The organism is Paenibacillus sp. RRE4, from assembly GCF_031844205.1.
GTDB classification, from domain to species: domain Bacteria; phylum Bacillota; class Bacilli; order Paenibacillales; family Paenibacillaceae; genus Paenibacillus; species Paenibacillus xylanexedens_B.
The window spans coordinates 1,558,228-1,578,765 of sequence record NZ_JAUZUT010000001.1 but is presented as its reverse complement, the minus strand read 5'-3'; the positions used below and the strand labels follow the sequence as shown (position 1 = coordinate 1,578,765).

Here is a 20,538-nt window from a genome sequence, read left to right as displayed (position 1 = left end):
GCCTTGGGTCAATACATATTCTGTTATTATTTAGAATATTTTGATCCCCTCTATTTCATTCCGCACAATTTCAGGAAAACATAACACTTAAAGGGGATAAATCATCAAAACCCTCTTACACCATACTAAATGATATCGTAGAGGGCTTCATATATGATTTAGTTTGGTTTGGGGTTTTAAGTTTGAGGCACAACAAAAGATTCTACTTCCCGGGTCCATTTCCCCTCTTCATCCGCCAGTAACGTTTTCCAGCCGAGTTGATTAGCCGAATGCAAATTTTTCTCTTGATCATCTATAAATAAGACCTCTGCTCCATATACAAAGTGAGTTTCAACAAGTTGATATATCTCAATCTCCGGTTTGCATAGACCTACCTGATTCGAGATTGTTACACTTTGCGCATATGTGCTCAAGCTACCCAGATTCGGCTCTATCCATTCCTTGCAATGATTGCTCAGCAGATGAATATCGGCGTACTTACTCCAGCGCTCTAGGAATTGAGCCGCAGATAACGGAACGATTGAATCGAATAAAATGTCCCTTGCTCGGCTAATTGATAATTCAGGATAAGCTTTCCCTAAGGATACCCAAAACTCTTGTTCGCTCATCTTTCCAGTCCAAAGATCTCTTTTGATGCCGCCAAAGTGCTTTTTTAATTGTTCTGCTGACAGGTTTGTTTCTTGAATCATCTCTTTCCAGCACCTTAAGGACATATTACTCAACAACACCCCTGCGATATCCAAAACGAGCTGTGGTCTTGTCTGCATGGTATCAATCCTCTCCTTAACTTTCGGAATCATAATCAAACCAGAAACTTATATGCATATTTTGATAGCAGAACAATCTGTCCGGAGACTTGCTGAACATTCTAATCACTTAAAAGCATCATGAGGCAGAAAAGCATGTACCCCTTTCACACCATTAACAATTTGCGTGATACGCAGATCAACCACCGCGCTTCCCAGCGCAATCGCTTCTACCCGCTCCAGGCCATATAACTCGCCCATCAGGCCCAACATGCCGTCCAATGCTTGAACCGTTGCTTCATTCAAATCCTCATCAAAACCAAAGGTAATCCATCCAGAAGGCGTATGCGCACGTGGATTGGCCAGTTTCATATCGTTGATGACACTCACCGTGATATCTACAAGCTCCATGGGACATTCAATCGCCTGACAGCTAACTTCCCCATCGCCTTGCCGTGCATGACCATCACCAATGGAAAGATAAGCTCCGTCTACAGGAACAGGCAGATATAACTTACTTCCCCGCACAAGTTCCTTGCAGTCGATGTTCCCCCCACAATATCGCGGCGGCCATGTCGTATGGATTCCACCTGATTCTGGCGGCATGCCCACGACACCCATGAATGGATTTAAGGATACGCTATATGACTTACCCCGCACTTTACAAGACCCGCTCATCGCTTGTCGATCAAGTGTCCAATTTAGGGATAGTTCTTCGACCTCTGTTAGATGCAATTTCCGATTCTGCCAGTTTGGATATCCTCCTGCGGAAGTAAACCCGTAACTGCCTGGAATAATCTCATTGAAAATGATCTCAAAAGTCTTTCCTTGCTTCGCCTCTTCAACATAAATTGGACCGATTAAGGCGTGACCTCCATCTTTTTCACCTTGTCGTGGAAAAGGTTTCTTCCGTTCCGCATAACTTTTGCCTGTCCCCCAACCTGCGTCTAACGTCTGAAAACGGATGGAATCCCCTGATTTTATTTTCAATATGGGTGTTACCTCATTGGTAAATGAACCGATCAGACTTTCCTGAGCTAATGTAACGGTATGAATGCTCATAACCATCCCTCCGCAGCGAGATATGTTTTCAACGGCTTCATATGATGCTGGTCATGCCATATAAAATCTTTAAGATATTGGGGAATGTAAAATACATTTTCCTTGTTCTCTGGATCCACATATCGTTGATAAAGCTGTTCCTCCGATAACCCTCGGATATCATTCATAATTTTATGACGGTATGTGATTGCCTTGTCGATGATTTCAGACGTCTCTGTACGGCTTCCGTACTCCACAGCTTTGCGATTAAACTCATCAAAATCCAGATGCTTCAACGTAATCTGCTGATTCAGAGCAATCTTCTCAATCGCTTCCTTGTAAAAATATCGATCCCATAACATCATATGGCTTACGATCGACTTAATCGTCCATTTTCCTTTTTCTAGACTGGAATTCCAGACCTTTTCTTCGAGACGACTCAACGTTTTGACAAACAACGTCCATTCTTCAAAAGTTTGAAGCAGCTGTCCCATTTCTTTGTTCATCATCTATGTCCCCCTTCTCTTCGTAAACGATGGTTCACTCTCTCACTTTCTATATCTGTGATTTCTTTGGTCACGATTTTCTTGCATGATTGAAACGATGTATTCCGAATTGTTGGAAGTCTGACTGTAACACAGCATCTCTCAAAGGATATAGATTTGCCGTGAATCGCAACTCAATCCCTCTGGCCAAAAGCCTCTCTACCAGATGATCTATTTTTTCTATGTAACTTGGTATAATCACCTGATCAGAAATATAGTACCCTGCGGTTTCATCAAAAAGTTTAAACGACGCTTCATCCATATGGTATCGATATAACGTTTGCTGTATGATCCTTGGGTACCAATCGCTCTCAACGGTTACAATGAGGTCTGCATTGGTGTGTTTAAAAAACAACTCATGATGTTCATCCTTCATGTCTTTCGTTCTTCGAATAACAATACGAGGACAATCTCTCGGAAAGTAATAACTGAATTCATGCTGCTCATCAATTGCCCAGACAACCGCCGGAAAATCAGGCCGATTTTGTTTCATTCTTGGTTTAAAGATATGAATATCAGATTCTTCACTGAAATGATATAACATTCGATACACCTCTGATCGATGAAGTTAAGCTTCAAGCAGTATGTTCAACCCTTTTCTAATCTCATATGTTAAATGATTATTCGCTAACAAACCCTTGATCAGGTCCTGATTCACAACCTCATTACTTGTTTGCAAATACTCTAAAATCAAATCCGCTTTCTCGTGTCTACCCATCATGTGATAAGCAACGTACCACACTTCGGGACTTGAAACGTGCATTCCGTGCCATTTTACATTTGGAATAGGCGATATAGTTAACTCCAGCCGTCTTCCATCTACATCAAATGCGAATCCGCCGATGACATCCACGTTTAACGATTCAATCTCAATCCTGTATTCACTTGCAAAAGGTTTGTCGCCGCTTTCCTTCTCGTTCCACTCATATCCAGCAATTGCTTCTAGGAATTTGGATTTTGGGCAATCGACCATCAGATCCCAATCGTTCACGGAATCAACCAAGCCAAGAAAATACAACATCGCACTTCCACCCAGTGAATATGCAATATGATTCGCTTCTAAACGTTTGACTAACGGTAAAATCTCTTGAGGATTCATCATTATGTGTCCCACTCCTAGCGCTCATTTTATATCAATCATTCATATCTAAATTAAATTAATATAAAATCTCAATCTGGCTGTATACGTTCAACGGCTCCTGATCAATCAACACATTTGGATCTTTCTGCTCGGTAAGTAACATATTCAATATATTTAACTCATAGTACCATTCTCCGGTATCCTGATAGATATGCCGTCCGTTGTACACCACTCTTCCATATTCGTTTGAAGTCAATCCAAATGCCCGCTCTGTCAAAGGCTGATATCGCTTGTCATATCGGACAGGTTTCCCACATTCCGGGGAGTAGGTGAAGGTTACATCATATTCGGAATTTTCGGATTCAGGCTCCTTATTATCAATCAAAACACAACCCAATTTGAAATTCTTTGCAGCAGGTTTCAGAATGACACTTTTATCTTGAATCGTCTCAAAACCGTTCTTGTTCTGCAAAATGACCAGCCTGTGGTAAGGCAGACCATAGGACGTGTCGTAACTGAACAGCATATCCGGTAAACGGAAGGCTTTCTCCATATCATTTCGGCTTGTGGAAAAAGGGGCCCCTCTCACATCCTTCTCCCAGCGCAAGGTTATGAACTGAAGAAGTATTCTTTCTCGATTCGATCGCTCTTTATGTTTCCCAAACTGCATATCTGTTTGCTCCTTCTTCCTGCTATTGTGCTGAAATAGTCAAGAAGCTGGTCCATCTTGCTTTAGACGTCCCAGCTTCATTTTATTCTCCTCGTTTCATGCCACAGAAGAAACCTTATTCACTTTTGAATAACTTGTTTATAATCATTTCGGCGCATTCTTCAGGTGTATGCTGACTCGTATCTACCGAGTATGTGTACTGAATGTCGGACGCCATAATACGATGTTGCTCTTCAGACTGGTCTTCTCTGCGGTCTCCCCGTTCAATGTTACGCTGACGACAGATATCGAGAGGGCAGTATAGTTCCACAATATCGAGAGGATATCCTTCGAAAATTGTTTTCACTTGTTCATAATGCGGTGCGAGCTCGGGTCTCTCCACCAATATCCCATCGATCAGCACATGCTTGCCATGGTCTGAGAATACCTTCGCTGTGTGATACATCATGAGGATGGCTTCACTCAGGTACTTCCAATAATCAGTCTGCAGATGTTTATCGCCGATTGTATTCTCAAATAAATCATTCGCCACGACATAGAAAAACGGATCATCATATGACTGCATCGCCTCGACTATAGACGTTTTCCCCGAACTCGTTACTCCATTCAAAAATATAATTTTACCTTTATCCATTATGTTATCTCCCTTTGCTAAAATAAGAATCTATAAATATTTTACAACGTGTACTAATACGCATTCCAACGCTCATTAATTCGAGCGAGATCGTTTACAATATTTTAGAAGTGTTCTACCGAGTAAGTACCATTCTGATAAATTAAACAATTAAGCTGCATTCCAAAGGTACATCCACCGTCAATGCCAATCTTATCTTCAGCAAACCAAACGTCCGCTGATCCATGTATGTCTTTCGTTTTGGTATGTCCAAAGACAACTTTTTTGTGAAGGTCTTCGAATGCATGCTGGATAAATTTATCTTTTATATACATAAAATCATGCTCGGGCTGTTGCCTCCATTCACTGTAATCCGGATTCAATCCAGCATGAACATAAATATGATTTTCATCCTCGTGGAATAAAGGTAAGTTGCTCAAAAAATTAATATGATGACTATAATCCGCCTGTATGATCTTCCTTGCCGTTTCTAACACTTCATTCGAAACTTGATCGTTCAGTTGACAGTAACTTTCAAGGGTTTGAAGTCCTCCATGTTCCATAAACTTGGATTGAATGGATGAAGTTCCGTCATATATGAGATCCACGAACCTTTGGTCATGATTTCCTTTTAATGCGATAGCGCGATGTTCTTGTACTAATTCCATGACCTTAGCGACGACTTCTCTACTATTTGCACCTCGATCTACGTAATCTCCCAAGAGGATTAACTGATCATATTTTGAATTGTAGTCTACGTTAATTAACAATTGATTTAATGCATCAATGCAACCATGAATATCACTAATCATGAGAGTTCGATTCATAGAAACCCTTCCTTTTGGATCTTCATGCAGTAAAAACTGACATTTGAAAATCGGTTATATTCTTCGATGTGCTTTAGCTCAAATTTCAATTCAGTCAACAGTTCGAATAGATCTTCTTTTTTGTGGTATCTATCAAAATCCATATACATAAATTGAGCGTTCGGTTTTAACACCTCTGATATTTTCTGCAAACCTTTCCGGTATGCGCCTGTCTCTTGCAGAGCAGAGCCAATCATGGTGACCAGATCATAAGTTTGAGGCAATTCACATGCTAAAAAGTCCTCACATATAACAGTAGAGGCATTGGGATGGCTCTCCTTTTTTTGTCGGTATTTGAATATGTCACATATATCAGAATCAATATCAATACTTGTTAAACTACCTACCCCATTCAATAAGTAACCGATATAATCGTCCCATTCCCCTACTCCAATTCCAATATTAAGCGCCTTCATTCCGCTGAACACATTAAAGTATTTGGTTAAAAAATCTCTTGTCTCCAGCTCCAAATACAGACTTGCAGGTGATAAATTCCATTGATAGGCTTCCTTCTCCCTCATATGTAAATAAAAATTCAAGAGATTTTGATCATCCATCCGGGTCACCACCTCAGAATTTACAATCAGTTACTTCAGCGTACGATTACCTGATGTTATTTATATTGCTCCTCAAACTCGTTGTCTCTCTTTTTCATTTCGGTAAGCGAATGTTGAAAGAAAGCGATGTGACGAATGAAATAAACTGCTCCCACCAGGATACACATTCCTCCAACCCAGTAATTCAGCCTCAAATCCATCTCATAGTTAATCGGGCTGTAACTTCCTGCTGCTGCGGACTGAAATGCGGTATATCCCAGTTTGGGGATTACCTCTTCAATCGTTTTGGTAAGTGTCACTATACTGATTCCTACAATAATGAGAATGAACGAAAAAATTTTGGGTAGTGCCTTCAACTCGGGTGACCTCCCTTCAATATAAACCTAAAGTTGTTTTGAATTTCTTCAATAATTTCAGATACTTGTTCTCGCCTGTACTGCTGCGTATAGAGTTTATTTTGTTCTTTTAATTCTGAGCATGTTTCAAATTCCTCTAGTAAAACCAAACTGCGCTCACCCATCTGTACGTCTGCTGATCTCGATTGGTCCCTGGCAATCAGGGTACTTCGATCTACCAACAAGACAACATAGACGACCCTGAATTCAAAATCCGTTAACTGTTGCACAAGCCATTCTATTTCTGAAGGGAAAGTAACGTAATCAATGACAACGTCATAATCCTGTTCTAACAGATTCCGGGTTAAGCTCAGTATATTTTTCCATGTCAGATCATACGTCTCTTTGCATAACCATGGTTTACCTCGTCCATTCACTGGAATTTGACTGATTGCGTCTCCCGAAATATACGCACTTTTGCTTAGGGCCTGAACAAGCTGTTGCGACGTTGTCGATTTCCCTACCCCAGCAGGCCCCGAGATCACGTATATGGTTTGACTCATGTTGTCCTCACCTTCTATTTATACATCTGGATATACCACATATCGAATCCTAATTCTTCGTAAAATGATGCCGTATCTTTCCATCTCCGATTGGATGATCCAACCAAAGCCCTCACAATCTGATGCTCACTTGCCTTATCGATTAAACAATTAATGAGTTCTTTGCCGATCCCTTTACTCCGATGTTCAGGATGGATGTAGACCTCATGAATTTCCAAATAACCATCAGCTTGAGGAATGACCGGCTCTGCGTTTCCACACCTAATCTCTCCGAAGGCATAACCAATAACCACACCATGTAACCCCACAACATAAAAGTATTCGTTCAGCTTTTTTTTCTAATTTTTCTGGAGTCCAGGCCACATTCTCGTAACCTACTGTAATGTTTTCTTTTTGCCACAGATTAGAGAGAGCAATAATGTGTGTAAGATCTTCCTTTTGCCCTATTCGGTAATAGTACATATGCAAGTCTCCTATCGAACACAGTCAAGTTCTGCAAAAGATAAAACGGTCATTAGGATTCCACACATGTAGATCATCCGCAATGTACCCTCGTAACCACAACTCGTCTTCTATACGTCTGAGATAAAAACCTTTTGGAAAATAATCATCCTCAGTAAGAGGTTTAGAAGCTATTGTAATCGAACCTGATGGTGCTTGGTTTCCTTTTTCAGTGCTTGATGTACATATCTCAGGTTGATCCAAATTCTGAATTCGAAGAAAGGGACCCAAATCCATTGGACATAACTGCAAACCAAGAGTATCTGCCATTTGAAAGAGTTGTAAGGTCGTAGCTCCATCCAAAAACCCTAGATTTCTAACAGCTAACTCAACCGTCTCTAGCCGCCTCTTGGTGGGAGAAATGACAAATTTCTCATCATCAAACAGTTTATTTCCGTATTCATTCATTCGAATTGAACACTGCTGTAATTTATGTTTAAGTTGCGGTTTGCTTACTCCCCCAACTTCAACGACTCTTATTTCCATGGGACAATGAGGATAAATTTCGTTTTGGTCAAGCACTCCTATTTCTGTGACACTTTTTAAAGATTTAATCTGGGCAATATGATGGTGTCCATGCCAGACCAATCGTTGAATAGCAATATCCAAAGAAATGGTACCCAGTAGTTCTGTTCGCAGCTTCCGCTTGAATTGCTCAGGTTGTAAGCAACGTAGTAGCGTGAGAAATCGTTTGTGCAGTATTTCAAGCATCTGTATGGAATCCTCCAATGGCAAATCTTGATACTCCTGTAACGATGCCCACAAATCTTCCCGATACGAGCTTGCGAGTGGTTGGTCCTCCGTTAATGCTCTTTTGAATCTTATGTACGCGTTCATATCGTTGTCTGCAAGGTGGTGCACAATCTGGATAACCGTCCAGCCGCCTGTACGATAAGGAGTACGAAGTTGCTCATCATTAAGGCCTTGTGTAATCTCTCTTAAGGTTTTCGCAATCTCGGGAACTTGATCTATGATTTGTTTTCGATCCTTATCAGTAAATTCAAATCTGGGCTCAAAGTGTCCGATTGGAAAACGTATCTTTTCATCTAAGTCCATATTTAAAAACCGCTCCAATCGTCTACTTCAGGATCAAATCATATCCAATATAACCCACAATGTTCCATTTGCGAAGTGGAAAAATAAAAAAAGAAGCAACCTTGTTCCTAACGGCTAGCTTCAATGACTTCTTTTTATATAGTAAAATCAGGCATAGTACCCTCCTTCTTTTATATATGTAGACGTTTTTTTATAATGTTTATAAATCTTACTGAATGCCCGGTTTGCTTTATGTTGACGTACTCCATCACTTAAACACGGCTTGGTTACCTTAACAACTTCTCTCATATCTGTATCCATGCTCATTTCACCTGAGAGTAGGCGTTCTATATTTAATTCAAACCTGCCTTCAAGATTCTCAGAGCAGTCTCCGTAAGCGTACGTTGCCTTACCGTCGTCAACACCAATCAATTTAAAATCGATACAGAATGCCATGCATATGCCCCCTCACTTTACAAATGATGCTTCATTTTCATTATCCCAATCTCTTTAATTTCATTCGTGTATATTTCTAAACTCTCGTCATCAAAACAAACAAATATTACCTTCTGAATTTTTGTTTGATTTTTCAATAGATATTGTGATACCTCATCCAAGGCCACATTACAGGCTGATTCTTTGGGATACTTATATATGCCTGTACTAATATTAGCAAAAGCCAAGCTGGAGACGCTATGAAGATCAGCTTGCATTAACGAATTTTTATAACAGTTTCTAAGTTTTTCTTCTCATTGTTTTTTCCACCATTCCAAACAGGGCCTACAGTATGAATCACATATCGGCATTTCAGGTTACCCCCAGTCGTTACTACTGCTTCTCCGACTGCACAACCACCTCGTTGATTCCGGATCTTTATACAATCATCTAATAATGCTTTTCCTCCAGCTTTATGAATAGCACCATCTACTCCGCCCCCTCCCATTAAACTAGTATTAGCAGCATTGACTATAGCATCCACTTCTATTTTGGTTATATCTCCTCGAACTAGTTGAATTATCGAGTCATTAAACATTGCTTCCATCGTTGCCCTCCGGTCACATCATTATTTCTACTTTTTTTATCTTACTACGTTACCCCCTAACCAAGCTAAACCAAGGGCGAATTCCCCTTTCAAGGATATAATAGGAATGTTGTTATTCACTTAAAGCTATTACATGGTTTCTATATTCCAATTTTCTGCAAAAATATAGATTGATCCATAAGTGTTTGAAGACTCTGATCCCGAAAAATAAAACAGTCTTTTATCCGTTATAGTGCCTACCTGGCTAATCTTTAAATGCTTCAAAGCAAAGCTGATGTTCGGTACTTCCCCATCTGACAAAATGCAAAAATCCTGAATATGAACTAGGTTCTCAATAATTGTCCCTTCTTCTGTCTGATAAAAACAACTACCTACGTTGTAAAAAGTCAGTTCTGCTTTTTGATAATCCCAAGAATCAAGTTTGATATGAAGAACGACTTCCCTTGGATCATTCACAGAAATTGAATCTATGGTTGAATCATGGAAACTGAAACCATTAAAATCTGAAGGTAATGAGCTATAGGGAAAAAACAATGGCATTCCATCTAACCCTTTCAAGTATGGAGACTTGCTTGGCCAACTTAGGCATTCCAGCCAGAATAATTGATAATCAGCAGTAGAATTATCTAACTTACGTAGTTCGTTCAATAGCTCGTTGTGATGAATATTCCATACTTCTTTGGTTAACAACCTAATTTTATTATATGTACTTGTGTAGTCCTTTTCCTCAACCAAGTAATTAGCAACATTGTATACAAGCTTGGTAATGGTATTTATTTTGTACTTCATCCTGATCACCCCAACATCATATCTGCGCCAATTTTGCCTAAAGTCCCTGTGTTCACTCCGATTGCTAATCATCTTCAAGATGATCAATCCGATCTTTGATTTGTTCTTCAGAAAAACCAAACCAAGTCATTTCAACCAAACAAAGTGCGACGATTTGTTCATTTGAGAATTGCTCAAGTACCTGTTGATCTACATAAAAACCTAACCATTCTCCCCACTTACTTGCGGAAAGATCCCAATATCCTTCCCACTCAGGTGAATTATTCTTTCCGTGTACTCTATATTCGATGTCTTTTTTATCCTTATCACCATCAGAATCAATCGAGTCTATATGAACAATCATTTCAACTACATTAGTTGCAGGGTTTTGTAAAAGAATGGATTCATATAGTATTAAATACTTTTCTTTTATTTGAGACATATCAGGATAGTATTTAATCAAGTTATCCCAAACGGCATCGAAAGTAACACGCTCTAAAATCTCCTTAAAAGTTATCAATTCATTGTACTCCTATTCTTTATAAGACTCTCAATGGTTAGGTTAGCGTTTAATTGCTAATCTGAGAATTTAATAAGCACAATTGCTACTATTTCTCATTTATTTCATACCAAATTTCATAACCCTCAATGTTTGTTTCGGAATAGTCGCTAGCGTTGGATGTTTTGAAATATCTCGCATAATAAGCATGTTCAATAGTTTTCGTATCCTCATCCGTATTCATATCAAGATAAATTTTGGATATTTCCAGCCCCCATTTAACGCTACGGGCAATCTCTTTCATGTTATCCACTGTTGTAAATCTCTTGATTACTGTAAGAATCGCTTCCAGTTCCTCTTTACTCGGTTCTTTGCTCATGTCTATTCTGTAATAAAGATTTGGGCGGGTAAACGTAAATTGAACTCTTTCAATCAACGGAGAAAGTTTCTTCAGCTCTTTTGTTAATTCTTTGGTTGAATCGGTATTGATCTTATGTGTAGTACTGCAACCTGTAATAAGTAGAAGGATACCTATTAATAGAGGAATTAATTTACTCATCCTGAACTCCAATCATTGAGTATTCGTACAGATCACTCTGAGCAGCCCAGCTTCTATGATCTATTAGATGTCCTGCTCATATCTCATGGCTACATCAATAAGTGATCTATCCAATGTTTTTGATATCCTTCCAAATGATTGTGAATTGATCCCTTCAATCAAAGGGGAATAGAATACGATCACATTGATCTCTTCATTAGCCACATCTAATCCCTTCGCTTTGAAAAACCTTGCTGAATATTTATTTTCAAATCGATCTGTGGAGCAAATTTCTTCTTCCTTAACCTCACTCACTTCAATAGATACCCTGAAATATTCCTCAAATTCAATTCGATCCTTAATTAACGTCCATCTGAATAAGGTAATCTCTTGACCATCAGGTCTTAAATAGGCATGACATCCCGTGCCATCCGCATGAAATTCTAACTGTGTATCTTCAAATGCATCATAGAAAAACGCTTCAGATGACCACACTCCTATAAGATCATCATTATAAAAAAACTGCACTGGCTCACTCATATAACATACCTCATTTAATTATTTCGCTTCATATTACGTATAATCAGTTCTATGGATTTCTTGGTTGAATAATGATCAAAATGTGAATGCCCTGAATACGAGCTTGCTAAGTAAGCACATTGATGAATTAATAGTTCGTATCCCAGCTGAGATGCATTAATGATGGCTAAATCTTTGTTCGCCATGACTCTCAATTGTTCATCGTATTTCCAAGGTTGCCATGTCTTCCATATTGATTCATCGTGAGATTCTAGCAACGGAATTGTATAAGTTTCTGGCTGTGTATGCTTTATCGCTGTTTTAAGATTTTTTAAATCTTTTTGATGTATTGGAGTTATTGCACCGTTAAACACCAAGAGATCACAACTTGAATCATCTTCTCTTGCAAAATAAATAATGTCGTGAGTATACATGGCGTGCTGAAATAAACTGGCTAATAAAAACATCTCGGGACAGTCCTTAGCATCTACTAACAGTAGATGACCCAGCTCTTCTTTTACTTTGATATTTATATCCTTCTGTCTTAAGACTACTGCTGTCCACTCAGCACTTTGGAATTTTATCTGTATTCTAGGAATTGTCATCGTCTGAGACATGATATACCTCTTTTTAGTTTCTTTCACATGTTATTCACGCTCTAACCTTTCCAACGCCTTTCTATATTTCTCAAGTCTGTTATAGTCTTCCTGCGTTGGCTTTTTTATTCTTGATATGTTCATATTCTCTTGAATATCTGCGATCTTTACATTTCTTGCAGTTCGATTCATTATCGTCTTCTCAATAAATTCTTCGTAACTATCCTCTGTCGATCTCGTCAACAAATGAATGGCTGTTAAAATTTCTTCCGAAAATCCCAAACCTCTTAACTCTTCAATTGTGACTTCCGAATCTTCAATGACATCATGGAGAACAGCCACAATCTTCTCTTCCATGCTTTCCACTCTGTTCATAACAGCTAGCGGATGTAAAATATACGGGTGCCCACCTTTATCAAGTTTCCCTTTATGAGCTTGTAACGCGACAGATATAGCCAATTCGATGTCCAAAATAATCAACTCCTTATTTAGATGGGCATTTCAATATATTCGGATACTCTTGCTTTCAAAATTTCTATTAATTCTTCATCCATGAATTGATAATCATCTGGAATATCCAGACAGATTAAACGTTTATCTTTTAGACTTGTTGGAAATTTTTCCTTCAATCTTCTCACATGTTTTTTCTCCATAACAAAAATTAATTCTGACCATCCAATGTGCCCTCCCGTAACCTTGATTCTTGCTCCCGTTTCGGTTCCTGCTGACCTTGCTTCATATCCGTTGTACCCTTCAAAAATTTTCTCAGCAGTTAAGCTACGCCATTTATTCCGGCTGCAAATAAACAGTAATTTGATGTCATCTCACCTATCCTTTTTGGTTATTCATTTGTTTGACTTATTATTTTAGGACAAATATTTAAGATATAGTCATTTTCAATGGCCTCTTCTATCCAAAGCACCCTAGTTTCTTCTTCATTGTAGATAGCATGCTCATATGTAAACAGTTTGAATCTACAGTCATTAAGCCCCCCATTCTTTGGTACTACTATGCTTCGATAAGTAATCCTGTCCATATTAATAATATGTATTAAATCGTCTCGATCATGAGGCTTATACCAATAAACTAATTCATTTTCGACAAATGAATAATTCATTTCAAACACTTTCTCTTTGCTCCTTATTATTGTTCGCTCTTCAATATATGCCCGATCCTCGGGAAATGCCCGAAAATTACATTCAAAGTAAGGAAATAACAAGTCATGATCTGCATCTATAAACTGACTTAAAATTGTTGCTTCTTCTTCAGTTGTTAAGTTGAAATTGTAAATAGCCAGATTCTCAAAAATCAACATTGTATTCACTCCCATGAATGGATAGTAGTCTAATCTGATATTATCTACCTCGAATTTGTTTCTTTAATAACATAATTTGTCCAATATGATATGCGCTATGAATACTTAGATTAGAAACAACTCCCCACCAAGGGGCATTAAAATATTCTGGAAGTTGCTTCGTAAGTTTAGATTCATCTGTTTCTTCTAAAACTACTCTCCAACTGATAAAAACATGCTCAAGTCTATTTAATGTTTCCTTCCAGCCAGCATCATTCAATTGATCTTCATTCAAAACAAAAGTTTCATCATTGTTGATCCCATGATTTAATACAAATTCTCCAGCCTTATAACGCTCAAGCCATTTCTCATTCCAATAAATAAGGTGATTCACGATGGACCAAATGGTTTGTTTATTATCATCCTCAGTCAATGCTTCTTCCGTTGTTACATCTTCCAATATCTCCTCCAGCGGAAGAAACCAGCTCTTATCGTTATAACATGCCGATATTTGATCTGTTAAAATGGATTTATAGGTCATCATTTGATCCTCTTCTCTTCATTCATTCTAAGTGTTAAGTTCTTCAGTAAACGTCTTGCATTTATAATACAAGCTTAGTCCATGCCACATTAAACTACCTACTAAAATCCATATCAATATACGGAATATCTTGCTCGATATTATTTAGATAGAATTTCAACGCTTCCTTGTCCCAATCACTCCAGTTGTTATAATTATCAAAATTATAACTTCTATAAATCGCGGAAACTACCCCAAACTGTCTAAGATTAATAAAATCAGGGATTAATTTTAACCATGCATGATCTATTGTATTTTCTTTAACATAACCATCCATGAAATTATAATAATACCTCTTGGTTATCTCTAACCTTTGCTTTCCATCGACTACCCAAGGGATTGGAATTTCATAGAATAACGGGATAGCAATATCACTCACAAACCAACTGTATTCGGCTTCATCAAAATCAATAAATACAACGTCGTCGTCTACATTTAAGTAATTCCCATGATTTAAATCCCCATGAATCATTCCATACGAATCCGTATTCTTTGGAAGCTGACTAAGCTTTCTCTTCAGAATTTCGTATTGATCCATGACATAAGAAAGTTCCGGAGGTAAATAATCTTTCATATGGATCAAAAACTCTTTTTCATGCCATTGTCTCCTGTTTAAATGATGTATCAGATTTGAATTCTTTGAAAGACTATGTACTCTTCCTGCATAACCACCGATTCTTTGATAGAACAGATCGCTCTCTTCAGCAATTTTAGCCTTTCTTCCACTAGAAAACTCAAACGATGTTGCATAAAATTCCCCATCACTGATTTCCTCTACAAATTTCCCATGAACAGATGTTATCGCTTTGGAAACAGATACATGATGAGTAAACAAGTAATCTATAAAATCAATTTCAGATAAAATCTCTTTTTCGGTTCGATGGGATTTATGTGTGATCCGGAGAACAACATTTGTACCATTAGACTCCCCAAAATATACAAAGTTCTGAAAACCTTCCAAATCTTTAAGACTGGATTGAATAATATTAAATTTTTGCGCTGCTTCATGAAGCACTTCCTCAGTAAATAGTTCTTTAAAACGCTTTTCCATCAAATCTCTTCCTTTCTATTCACGATCCCCGCCTAACATTTACGTATTTACTTAGCCTTCTATGGCTTAAGGACTTCAGCATTTACGACTTCTACTGTGTTTGATTCTTTAAAATCGAGATATATTCATCATCTCTAAGCCTTGTCACTCTACAGTTCTCATTAGTTTCAAACGCTGCAATTCTTTCTTCAATTGTTCTATTCATACTATCTTTAAATATATCCTCTCGGTCATAGTGAGGAAAGATAAGCTTGTCGGTTACACCTAATGCGCTAAAATCTGTTATATCCATCGTATTCATCTCTGGAGTAAAGTAATTGACAATGTTAATATTCGGCCCCAGTAATAACGTTCCAGCACTTACTCCAACTATAATTACATTCTGTGCAGCCAGTGTTTTAATAATTTCATCAGCACCACTGTTCTTAGCGTAATACAATAAAGTAAATGGATTTCCACCATTAATATATATAACATCAGTATGTAAGAGAATTTGTGGGTCATCAAATTCGATATCTACAAACTTAATATGCTGAAACCCCATATCCTTGAAATCTTGCATTGCTTTTTGAGCATATCTATTATTTCCTCTCATCGGAGATGCCGTTGTAATAATAGCAACCTTTAACTGAGAGATATCTCTATCAATGAAATTTAGGAATTGATTTTTAATATCCTGAGTATAAAAACCACTTGATGTTAGTAACAGGCTACTCATTGAAACCACCGTCCTTAATAAGGATTTGTATGATCTTGATAACCTGAAATACTCTACAAAACATCCTTGTACTCATTCAATATCTTCGTAATAAATTCTGTCTTTCCTTCAGTATAAGCTTTGCGATTGTTTCTGAATTCATCTGACAGCTGGTTCTTCAAATTTGTGTACTCGGATACCAGTAAGGGGTGTTTCCTTAATATGTCTCGAAACATGATATGTCTTTGTAGTTCCTCACTTTCTCTATTGCAGACATATAGATGATGTTCGTGCTTTACATCGCCTTCACTGCTGTAAGGTACATAAATGTCCTTTCTCGCAAACGCCTCTCTGTTCTTAATGCCTAAATCACCTTCGTGAATGTATCCCAGTTCGTCTAGCTTCTTGATTACCTCTGGCAGGTAATCCATAGATTCAATGACTACATCAATATCAATGATTGGCTTGGCTGCAAGATCCGGTACCGACGTACTTCCAACGTGCTCGATTCGTAATGTTAGACTACTAAGTTTTTCTGACAAAATTGATTTTATTATATCAAATGCTCTAGGCCATTCTTCATTGTATTCTTCTATGACTACTGGTTTTTGATTCTCCATCGCCATCCTCCATTTCCAAAGGTTTACGATATTCACCGCTCAAAAATACTGATTTTCCGGCGAATGCCGGGCCTAGGGCGAATGTGCGTAACATAAATATTACGTTATATCCCATAACTAAAGTAGTTTCATATTTCATCTAAAATACAGTCATATTTATATACTTGTTTAATTCGTCCAGCCATCGCTTATCATCTTTCCACGTGGATAAAAACCATGACATATATCGTAATCCCAAGTATCTGGACGTAATTGTATAATTCAGCTTGAATTTATCCTCGGATAGATTTAACCCTCTCGAATTCATCAACATTATATAGTTCTCGGCTTGAGAAAACTCTCTATACCTAAGCGCTACATCAATGTATAAGGAACCGTAATGTGCTTCTTCCCAATCAATGAAATACACCTTTCTATTTTTGTAAACCAATGTATTACCCGGATGTAAATCATTATGTATAAGGGTATGTGAACTTTCATCCCTGAGAACTTTATCCATGTCCTTAACTATATGCTCTGCAACCATATCAATCTCTGGAATAAGATCACCAAAATGACTTATAAAATCCGGATCTGATTTCGTATTATTCCAAGTCGGTCCCCATTTCTCGTTAAGTACGGATTGAATATATTTTGAATCAAGCAATGGAAGCCATTTCAATTTATAATATTTTTTAAAGTTGAACGCATGTATATCTGCCAGAGCAGCTTGTTCATTTTTTTGAAGCAGTTCAATATCTAAATTATTGTAATCCGTTTCATAATCTACATCCTGCATGCAAAGATATTCTCGGCTGTTACTTGTCATATTTAATGTAAAACTAAATGGAACATTTGCTGATTGATCATAGAGATAATTTAATGTACGCCTTTCAATGAGTGACGCTCTTTTTGTAATAAGATTAATACTCCAATCATGAATATCATTTCTAAGTAGTATTTCATGTCTTTTGAGTTCTACAGCTGAGGTGCCATAAGCCAGGTCTAAATCTTTGATACTCAATATTTCTGCATTAGGCGATACGAAACGGTCAATTGTACTCTGCATTGTGTTTCTAAGTTCTGTATTTATTGATCCTCCTTTATGAATCAGGCATTCGCCGCATAAATCTATCATTGTCTTTTACAAATTGATATTCCTCATATAATCCATGAGCATCCTTCGTTCCGAGAATACCTAATAAATTCTTATACTTGTCAGAGGTCGTAATACTTTCAATTAATTTTTTTCCTATACCTCTACCGCGATAATCTTCATCTACATATACATCACATAAATAATAGACCGTCTCATAGTCCGTAACTAACCTTGCGACGCCGACTTGTCTATTTTCATGATACACACCAACACATTCTGATGATTGGAATGATCTTATAATCTTTTCTTTAGGTCTCTTATTAGCCCAGTAACTTCTTGATAAGAAGCCACATATGGTTTCATAATCTAATAAAGATTTTTCATCGGAAATAAGAAATTCATCAAATTCAATATGCATTTTGGTCCACCCTTCATTGGGATTTCTGATCTGTATCAATCACATAAATTTTTGACTCCCTGTTCCAAGGGTGATACCCGTTACATAAATGAAGCCAGCCATACTTCTCATAATAATCGATATGATCTGTACATAAATACAATTTACTGAATCCTAGTTTATAAGCTTCTTGTCTTGCATGTGCCATCATGTCTGACCCAAGATTTTTTCCTCGTTCCTTTTCCTCGATATATAGATTTGATAAGTACGGCCATAAATCTTGTCGACTCACAAAATCATTATTCATTAACGAGTAACTACCAACGATTTCATCTCCATTTATCATAAAATACCATCGAGGTAATGGACTTGTTGTTGTCATACTGGAAGTGATACATTCCTCGAATATTCTTCTATGTAATCCCCATCTTTCCACAACATACTCAATAGCTTCTTTTAAAAGATTTGAATGTTCTCTCAAGTCAATGATTTGATATTCCATGAGTTCCCCCAATTCATGTTTTAATTTACGGTTAGGAAGTACAACTATCAACTAATCGAATATCAGCTATTATGCCAATAAAACGTATAATGTGAATGTCGCTGAAATCCTAATGACTTATAAAAATGACTATCAGAAATAACATATGCTTTTTTAGCACCTAATGAACGGCTTCTTTTTAGAGCTTCCATAACCACTGCTTGGCCTAGCCTCTTATGACGATACTCAGGAACCGTACATACAGGTTCAACATAAACATAATCTGTTTTCGGACTATACCATAAGCCACAGTATGCAACATATTCTCCATGTTCATTTTCAGCCACAACATGTATAAACGGGTTCAAATGGGTTGCGGATAACATTTCTTTTTGCTTACTCATCGTAATTTCATCAACGGGCACAGGCCCTTCGTTATCAAATGCTTGCCATAACATATGATGAAGTTTATATAAGTCATTCTTTATATCGATGTTTTTTAGGGTTATGCCTTCAGAAATTGTACCTTCAAGGCTAACATTCTCTAGTGCAAGCTCAAGTATGTTTTCCGTCTGATCATGCTTCACAAAATGATGACTACGCAATAAATCTAAAATGTGAGTGTCTTTATCATTCACCGCAATCCCAAGGCCATTTTCATTACTGAAAGTAGCAATAGCATATTCTAATATATCTTTTTCGAACTCTTCAAATCCCTGTTTAGTAGCAAAAAAAGCTTCACCGAAATAATGGTCATACGTTGCTATAGCTACCAACTCATCAGCAAGATACCATAATCCAATTTTATTTTTTAAGTCACGATTAAATTCAGGATGAAAAAACATCCATTCCCACCTTGCCCAGTTCCAATTAATATGTTTTCGGTCGTCTTTTGATAATTCAATTAAAAAGTCACAAACTTGTTCATAACATGAATCATCGAAATTTCTAAAAGAAATTTTCATTTTAATCCCTCCTGAATGAACTCTACATGGAACGTTCTTGTATTCAAGAACCCCAAGGGTGTTATCTGCTGAAACAGTTTTTTTAAAGAATGCCGCTCGCGCAGCCTCTTTATTTTATTCTTTCAAAAAATGCATGTAGATTTTTACAAGTTTTTTTAGAATTTCAACGCTTTCTTCGACATCATTTGTTTCTAAAGAATGATTGGCATTCATGATTGTAATGATTTCATTTTCCTTATTAATTCCACTTGCCAACTCTTCGTTAAATACTTGATCTTTCGTTCCATATACTACAATTCCGTTAAACTTGTTGACGTAAGGAATAGTGTCTTTATTAGGTGTTAAAAATATATGTTTAATTGGTACGTCCAGTTTTCCATGGACTTCTCCAGCTATTATTGTTCCTAGGCTCTTACTAATAAAAGCAACTTGATTATATTTATGTACGACTTGCTTAACTGACTCATAGCTGTCTTCTACGACTCTTCGCACCTCATTACGATCAAGATCTGCTCGCGCAGCTTGATAACCATACTCCAGGATCAAGAGGTCAAAACCACTCTGAATAGCGGAAGTTCCTGCAAAATGCAAGGTTGGTTTATTACACGGATAATTTTGTCCAGGGAAAAGAACAACTAACTTTTTATTTCCCTCGTGAATTTGATAGTATCTTTGCTTTATCTCCACTCCCCAAAATGAAGGCACATTTAAAATCTCTAATTTCATTTTTATCATCCTTTCTTGGTATTAGATTCTTTCGTCTAACGTTTTGATTAAAAATATTTAAATTACGATACACAAAGTCATTAAATTCATTAATGTATGTCAGTTGCAAAGAAAAAAATTCTGAATGGATTAAC

General features: G+C 37.4%; 31 protein-coding genes and 2 pseudogenes. All 33 read right to left on the bottom strand.

Annotated features, from left to right (window positions below; translation table 11 throughout):
• Positions 1–176: 176 nt before the first annotated feature.
• A complete protein-coding gene (locus Q9R46_RS07345; protein ID WP_145330010.1) occupies positions 177–767 on the bottom strand; it encodes an HAD-IA family hydrolase in 591 nt (196 codons plus the stop codon).
• A 105-nt stretch (positions 768–872) separates the two neighbouring features.
• The gene (locus tag Q9R46_RS07340; RefSeq protein WP_311279452.1) at positions 873–1,808 is read right to left on the bottom strand and encodes an acetamidase/formamidase family protein; all 936 of its coding nucleotides are present in this window, start codon (positions 1,806–1,808) and stop codon (positions 873–875) included.
• On the bottom strand, positions 1,805–2,296 hold the full coding sequence (locus Q9R46_RS07335; RefSeq protein ID WP_311279451.1) for a DinB family protein: 492 nt from the start codon (positions 2,294–2,296) through the stop codon (positions 1,805–1,807). Before Q9R46_RS07335 ends, Q9R46_RS07340 begins: the two co-directional genes overlap by 4 nt.
• Before the next feature lie 67 nt (positions 2,297–2,363).
• Entirely contained in the window at positions 2,364–2,876 is a 513-nt protein-coding gene (locus Q9R46_RS07330; protein WP_145330004.1) for a DUF6886 family protein, read from the bottom strand.
• A gap of 24 nt (positions 2,877–2,900) precedes the next feature.
• Positions 2,901–3,434 carry a hypothetical protein gene (locus Q9R46_RS07325; protein ID WP_311279450.1) on the bottom strand — a complete coding sequence of 178 codons (534 nt, stop codon included), beginning with the start codon at positions 3,432–3,434 and terminating at the stop codon, positions 2,901–2,903.
• A gap of 55 nt (positions 3,435–3,489) precedes the next feature.
• The gene (locus tag Q9R46_RS07320) at positions 3,490–4,083 is read right to left on the bottom strand and encodes a hypothetical protein (protein WP_311279449.1); all 594 of its coding nucleotides are present in this window, start codon (positions 4,081–4,083) and stop codon (positions 3,490–3,492) included.
• A 115-nt stretch (positions 4,084–4,198) separates the two neighbouring features.
• Positions 4,199–4,717: a phosphotransferase-like protein gene (locus Q9R46_RS07315; RefSeq protein WP_145329998.1), complete on the bottom strand. Its 519-nt coding sequence runs from the start codon at positions 4,715–4,717 to the stop codon at positions 4,199–4,201.
• Positions 4,718–4,821: 104 nt separating this feature from the next.
• Positions 4,822–5,523: a metallophosphoesterase family protein gene (locus Q9R46_RS07310; protein ID WP_311279448.1), complete on the bottom strand. Its 702-nt coding sequence runs from the start codon at positions 5,521–5,523 to the stop codon at positions 4,822–4,824.
• The gene (locus tag Q9R46_RS07305; RefSeq protein ID WP_311279447.1) at positions 5,520–6,119 is read right to left on the bottom strand and encodes a methyltransferase domain-containing protein; all 600 of its coding nucleotides are present in this window, start codon (positions 6,117–6,119) and stop codon (positions 5,520–5,522) included. Before Q9R46_RS07305 ends, Q9R46_RS07310 begins: the two co-directional genes overlap by 4 nt.
• A gap of 56 nt (positions 6,120–6,175) precedes the next feature.
• Positions 6,176–6,475 (bottom strand): hypothetical protein, encoded by a 300-nt coding sequence (locus Q9R46_RS07300; protein ID WP_311279446.1) that lies wholly within the window; start codon positions 6,473–6,475, stop codon positions 6,176–6,178.
• On the bottom strand, positions 6,472–7,017 hold the full coding sequence (locus Q9R46_RS07295; RefSeq protein WP_311279445.1) for a P-loop nucleotide/nucleoside kinase family protein: 546 nt from the start codon (positions 7,015–7,017) through the stop codon (positions 6,472–6,474). The genes Q9R46_RS07300 and Q9R46_RS07295 overlap by 4 nt, the downstream gene beginning before the upstream one ends.
• 14 nt (positions 7,018–7,031) lie before the next feature.
• Positions 7,032–7,346, bottom strand: coding sequence for a GNAT family N-acetyltransferase (locus Q9R46_RS07290; RefSeq protein WP_311280966.1), 315 nt, complete (start codon positions 7,344–7,346; stop codon positions 7,032–7,034).
• A gap of 157 nt (positions 7,347–7,503) precedes the next feature.
• Positions 7,504–8,004 carry a helicase gene (locus Q9R46_RS07285; RefSeq protein ID WP_311280965.1) on the bottom strand — a complete coding sequence of 167 codons (501 nt, stop codon included), beginning with the start codon at positions 8,002–8,004 and terminating at the stop codon, positions 7,504–7,506.
• 63 nt (positions 8,005–8,067) lie between these two features.
• Positions 8,068–8,574 (bottom strand): annotated as a pseudogene (locus Q9R46_RS07280) (YfiT family bacillithiol transferase); the annotation flags it as partial.
• Between the two features lie 147 nt (positions 8,575–8,721).
• Positions 8,722–9,009 (bottom strand): hypothetical protein, encoded by a 288-nt coding sequence (locus Q9R46_RS07275; RefSeq protein ID WP_311279444.1) that lies wholly within the window; start codon positions 9,007–9,009, stop codon positions 8,722–8,724.
• Between the two features lie 17 nt (positions 9,010–9,026).
• Positions 9,027–9,496, bottom strand: a pseudogene (locus Q9R46_RS07270) (macro domain-containing protein).
• A 228-nt stretch (positions 9,497–9,724) separates the two neighbouring features.
• Positions 9,725–10,384 (bottom strand): hypothetical protein, encoded by a 660-nt coding sequence (locus Q9R46_RS07265; RefSeq protein ID WP_311279443.1) that lies wholly within the window; start codon positions 10,382–10,384, stop codon positions 9,725–9,727.
• Between the two features lie 64 nt (positions 10,385–10,448).
• A complete protein-coding gene (locus Q9R46_RS07260; RefSeq protein WP_311279442.1) occupies positions 10,449–10,883 on the bottom strand; it encodes a DUF6557 family protein in 435 nt (144 codons plus the stop codon).
• An 88-nt stretch (positions 10,884–10,971) separates the two neighbouring features.
• The gene (locus Q9R46_RS07255; protein WP_311279441.1) at positions 10,972–11,421 is read right to left on the bottom strand and encodes a hypothetical protein; all 450 of its coding nucleotides are present in this window, start codon (positions 11,419–11,421) and stop codon (positions 10,972–10,974) included.
• A 63-nt stretch (positions 11,422–11,484) separates the two neighbouring features.
• The gene (locus Q9R46_RS07250) at positions 11,485–11,940 is read right to left on the bottom strand and encodes a hypothetical protein (RefSeq protein ID WP_311279440.1); all 456 of its coding nucleotides are present in this window, start codon (positions 11,938–11,940) and stop codon (positions 11,485–11,487) included.
• 14 nt (positions 11,941–11,954) lie between these two features.
• Positions 11,955–12,536 carry a hypothetical protein gene (locus Q9R46_RS07245; RefSeq protein WP_311279439.1) on the bottom strand — a complete coding sequence of 194 codons (582 nt, stop codon included), beginning with the start codon at positions 12,534–12,536 and terminating at the stop codon, positions 11,955–11,957.
• A 30-nt stretch (positions 12,537–12,566) separates the two neighbouring features.
• Positions 12,567–12,986 (bottom strand): GTP pyrophosphokinase, encoded by a 420-nt coding sequence (locus tag Q9R46_RS07240; RefSeq protein WP_311279438.1) that lies wholly within the window; start codon positions 12,984–12,986, stop codon positions 12,567–12,569.
• A gap of 17 nt (positions 12,987–13,003) precedes the next feature.
• Positions 13,004–13,333 (bottom strand): low molecular weight protein tyrosine phosphatase family protein, encoded by a 330-nt coding sequence (locus Q9R46_RS07235; RefSeq protein ID WP_311280964.1) that lies wholly within the window; start codon positions 13,331–13,333, stop codon positions 13,004–13,006.
• A 23-nt stretch (positions 13,334–13,356) separates the two neighbouring features.
• A complete protein-coding gene (locus Q9R46_RS07230; RefSeq protein WP_311279437.1) occupies positions 13,357–13,830 on the bottom strand; it encodes a hypothetical protein in 474 nt (157 codons plus the stop codon).
• A gap of 40 nt (positions 13,831–13,870) precedes the next feature.
• Complete coding sequence (locus tag Q9R46_RS07225; protein ID WP_311279436.1) at positions 13,871–14,353, bottom strand: DinB family protein; 483 nt, start codon at positions 14,351–14,353, stop codon at positions 13,871–13,873.
• Between the two features lie 91 nt (positions 14,354–14,444).
• Positions 14,445–15,440: a phosphotransferase enzyme family protein gene (locus tag Q9R46_RS07220; RefSeq protein ID WP_311279435.1), complete on the bottom strand. Its 996-nt coding sequence runs from the start codon at positions 15,438–15,440 to the stop codon at positions 14,445–14,447.
• A gap of 91 nt (positions 15,441–15,531) precedes the next feature.
• On the bottom strand, positions 15,532–16,158 hold the full coding sequence (locus tag Q9R46_RS07215) for a Type 1 glutamine amidotransferase-like domain-containing protein (protein WP_311279434.1): 627 nt from the start codon (positions 16,156–16,158) through the stop codon (positions 15,532–15,534).
• Positions 16,159–16,211: 53 nt separating this feature from the next.
• The gene (locus Q9R46_RS07210; protein WP_311279433.1) at positions 16,212–16,757 is read right to left on the bottom strand and encodes a GrpB family protein; all 546 of its coding nucleotides are present in this window, start codon (positions 16,755–16,757) and stop codon (positions 16,212–16,214) included.
• A gap of 139 nt (positions 16,758–16,896) precedes the next feature.
• The gene (locus tag Q9R46_RS07205) at positions 16,897–17,805 is read right to left on the bottom strand and encodes a phosphotransferase family protein (RefSeq protein ID WP_311279432.1); all 909 of its coding nucleotides are present in this window, start codon (positions 17,803–17,805) and stop codon (positions 16,897–16,899) included.
• 34 nt (positions 17,806–17,839) lie between these two features.
• Positions 17,840–18,253 (bottom strand): GNAT family N-acetyltransferase, encoded by a 414-nt coding sequence (locus tag Q9R46_RS07200; RefSeq protein WP_311279431.1) that lies wholly within the window; start codon positions 18,251–18,253, stop codon positions 17,840–17,842.
• 13 nt (positions 18,254–18,266) lie between these two features.
• Positions 18,267–18,734 carry a GNAT family N-acetyltransferase gene (locus Q9R46_RS07195; RefSeq protein ID WP_145329966.1) on the bottom strand — a complete coding sequence of 156 codons (468 nt, stop codon included), beginning with the start codon at positions 18,732–18,734 and terminating at the stop codon, positions 18,267–18,269.
• Positions 18,735–18,796: 62 nt separating this feature from the next.
• Positions 18,797–19,678: a GNAT family N-acetyltransferase gene (locus Q9R46_RS07190; protein ID WP_311279430.1), complete on the bottom strand. Its 882-nt coding sequence runs from the start codon at positions 19,676–19,678 to the stop codon at positions 18,797–18,799.
• A gap of 114 nt (positions 19,679–19,792) precedes the next feature.
• On the bottom strand, positions 19,793–20,404 hold the full coding sequence (locus Q9R46_RS07185; RefSeq protein ID WP_311279429.1) for an alpha/beta hydrolase: 612 nt from the start codon (positions 20,402–20,404) through the stop codon (positions 19,793–19,795).
• Positions 20,405–20,538: the final 134 nt, after the last annotated feature.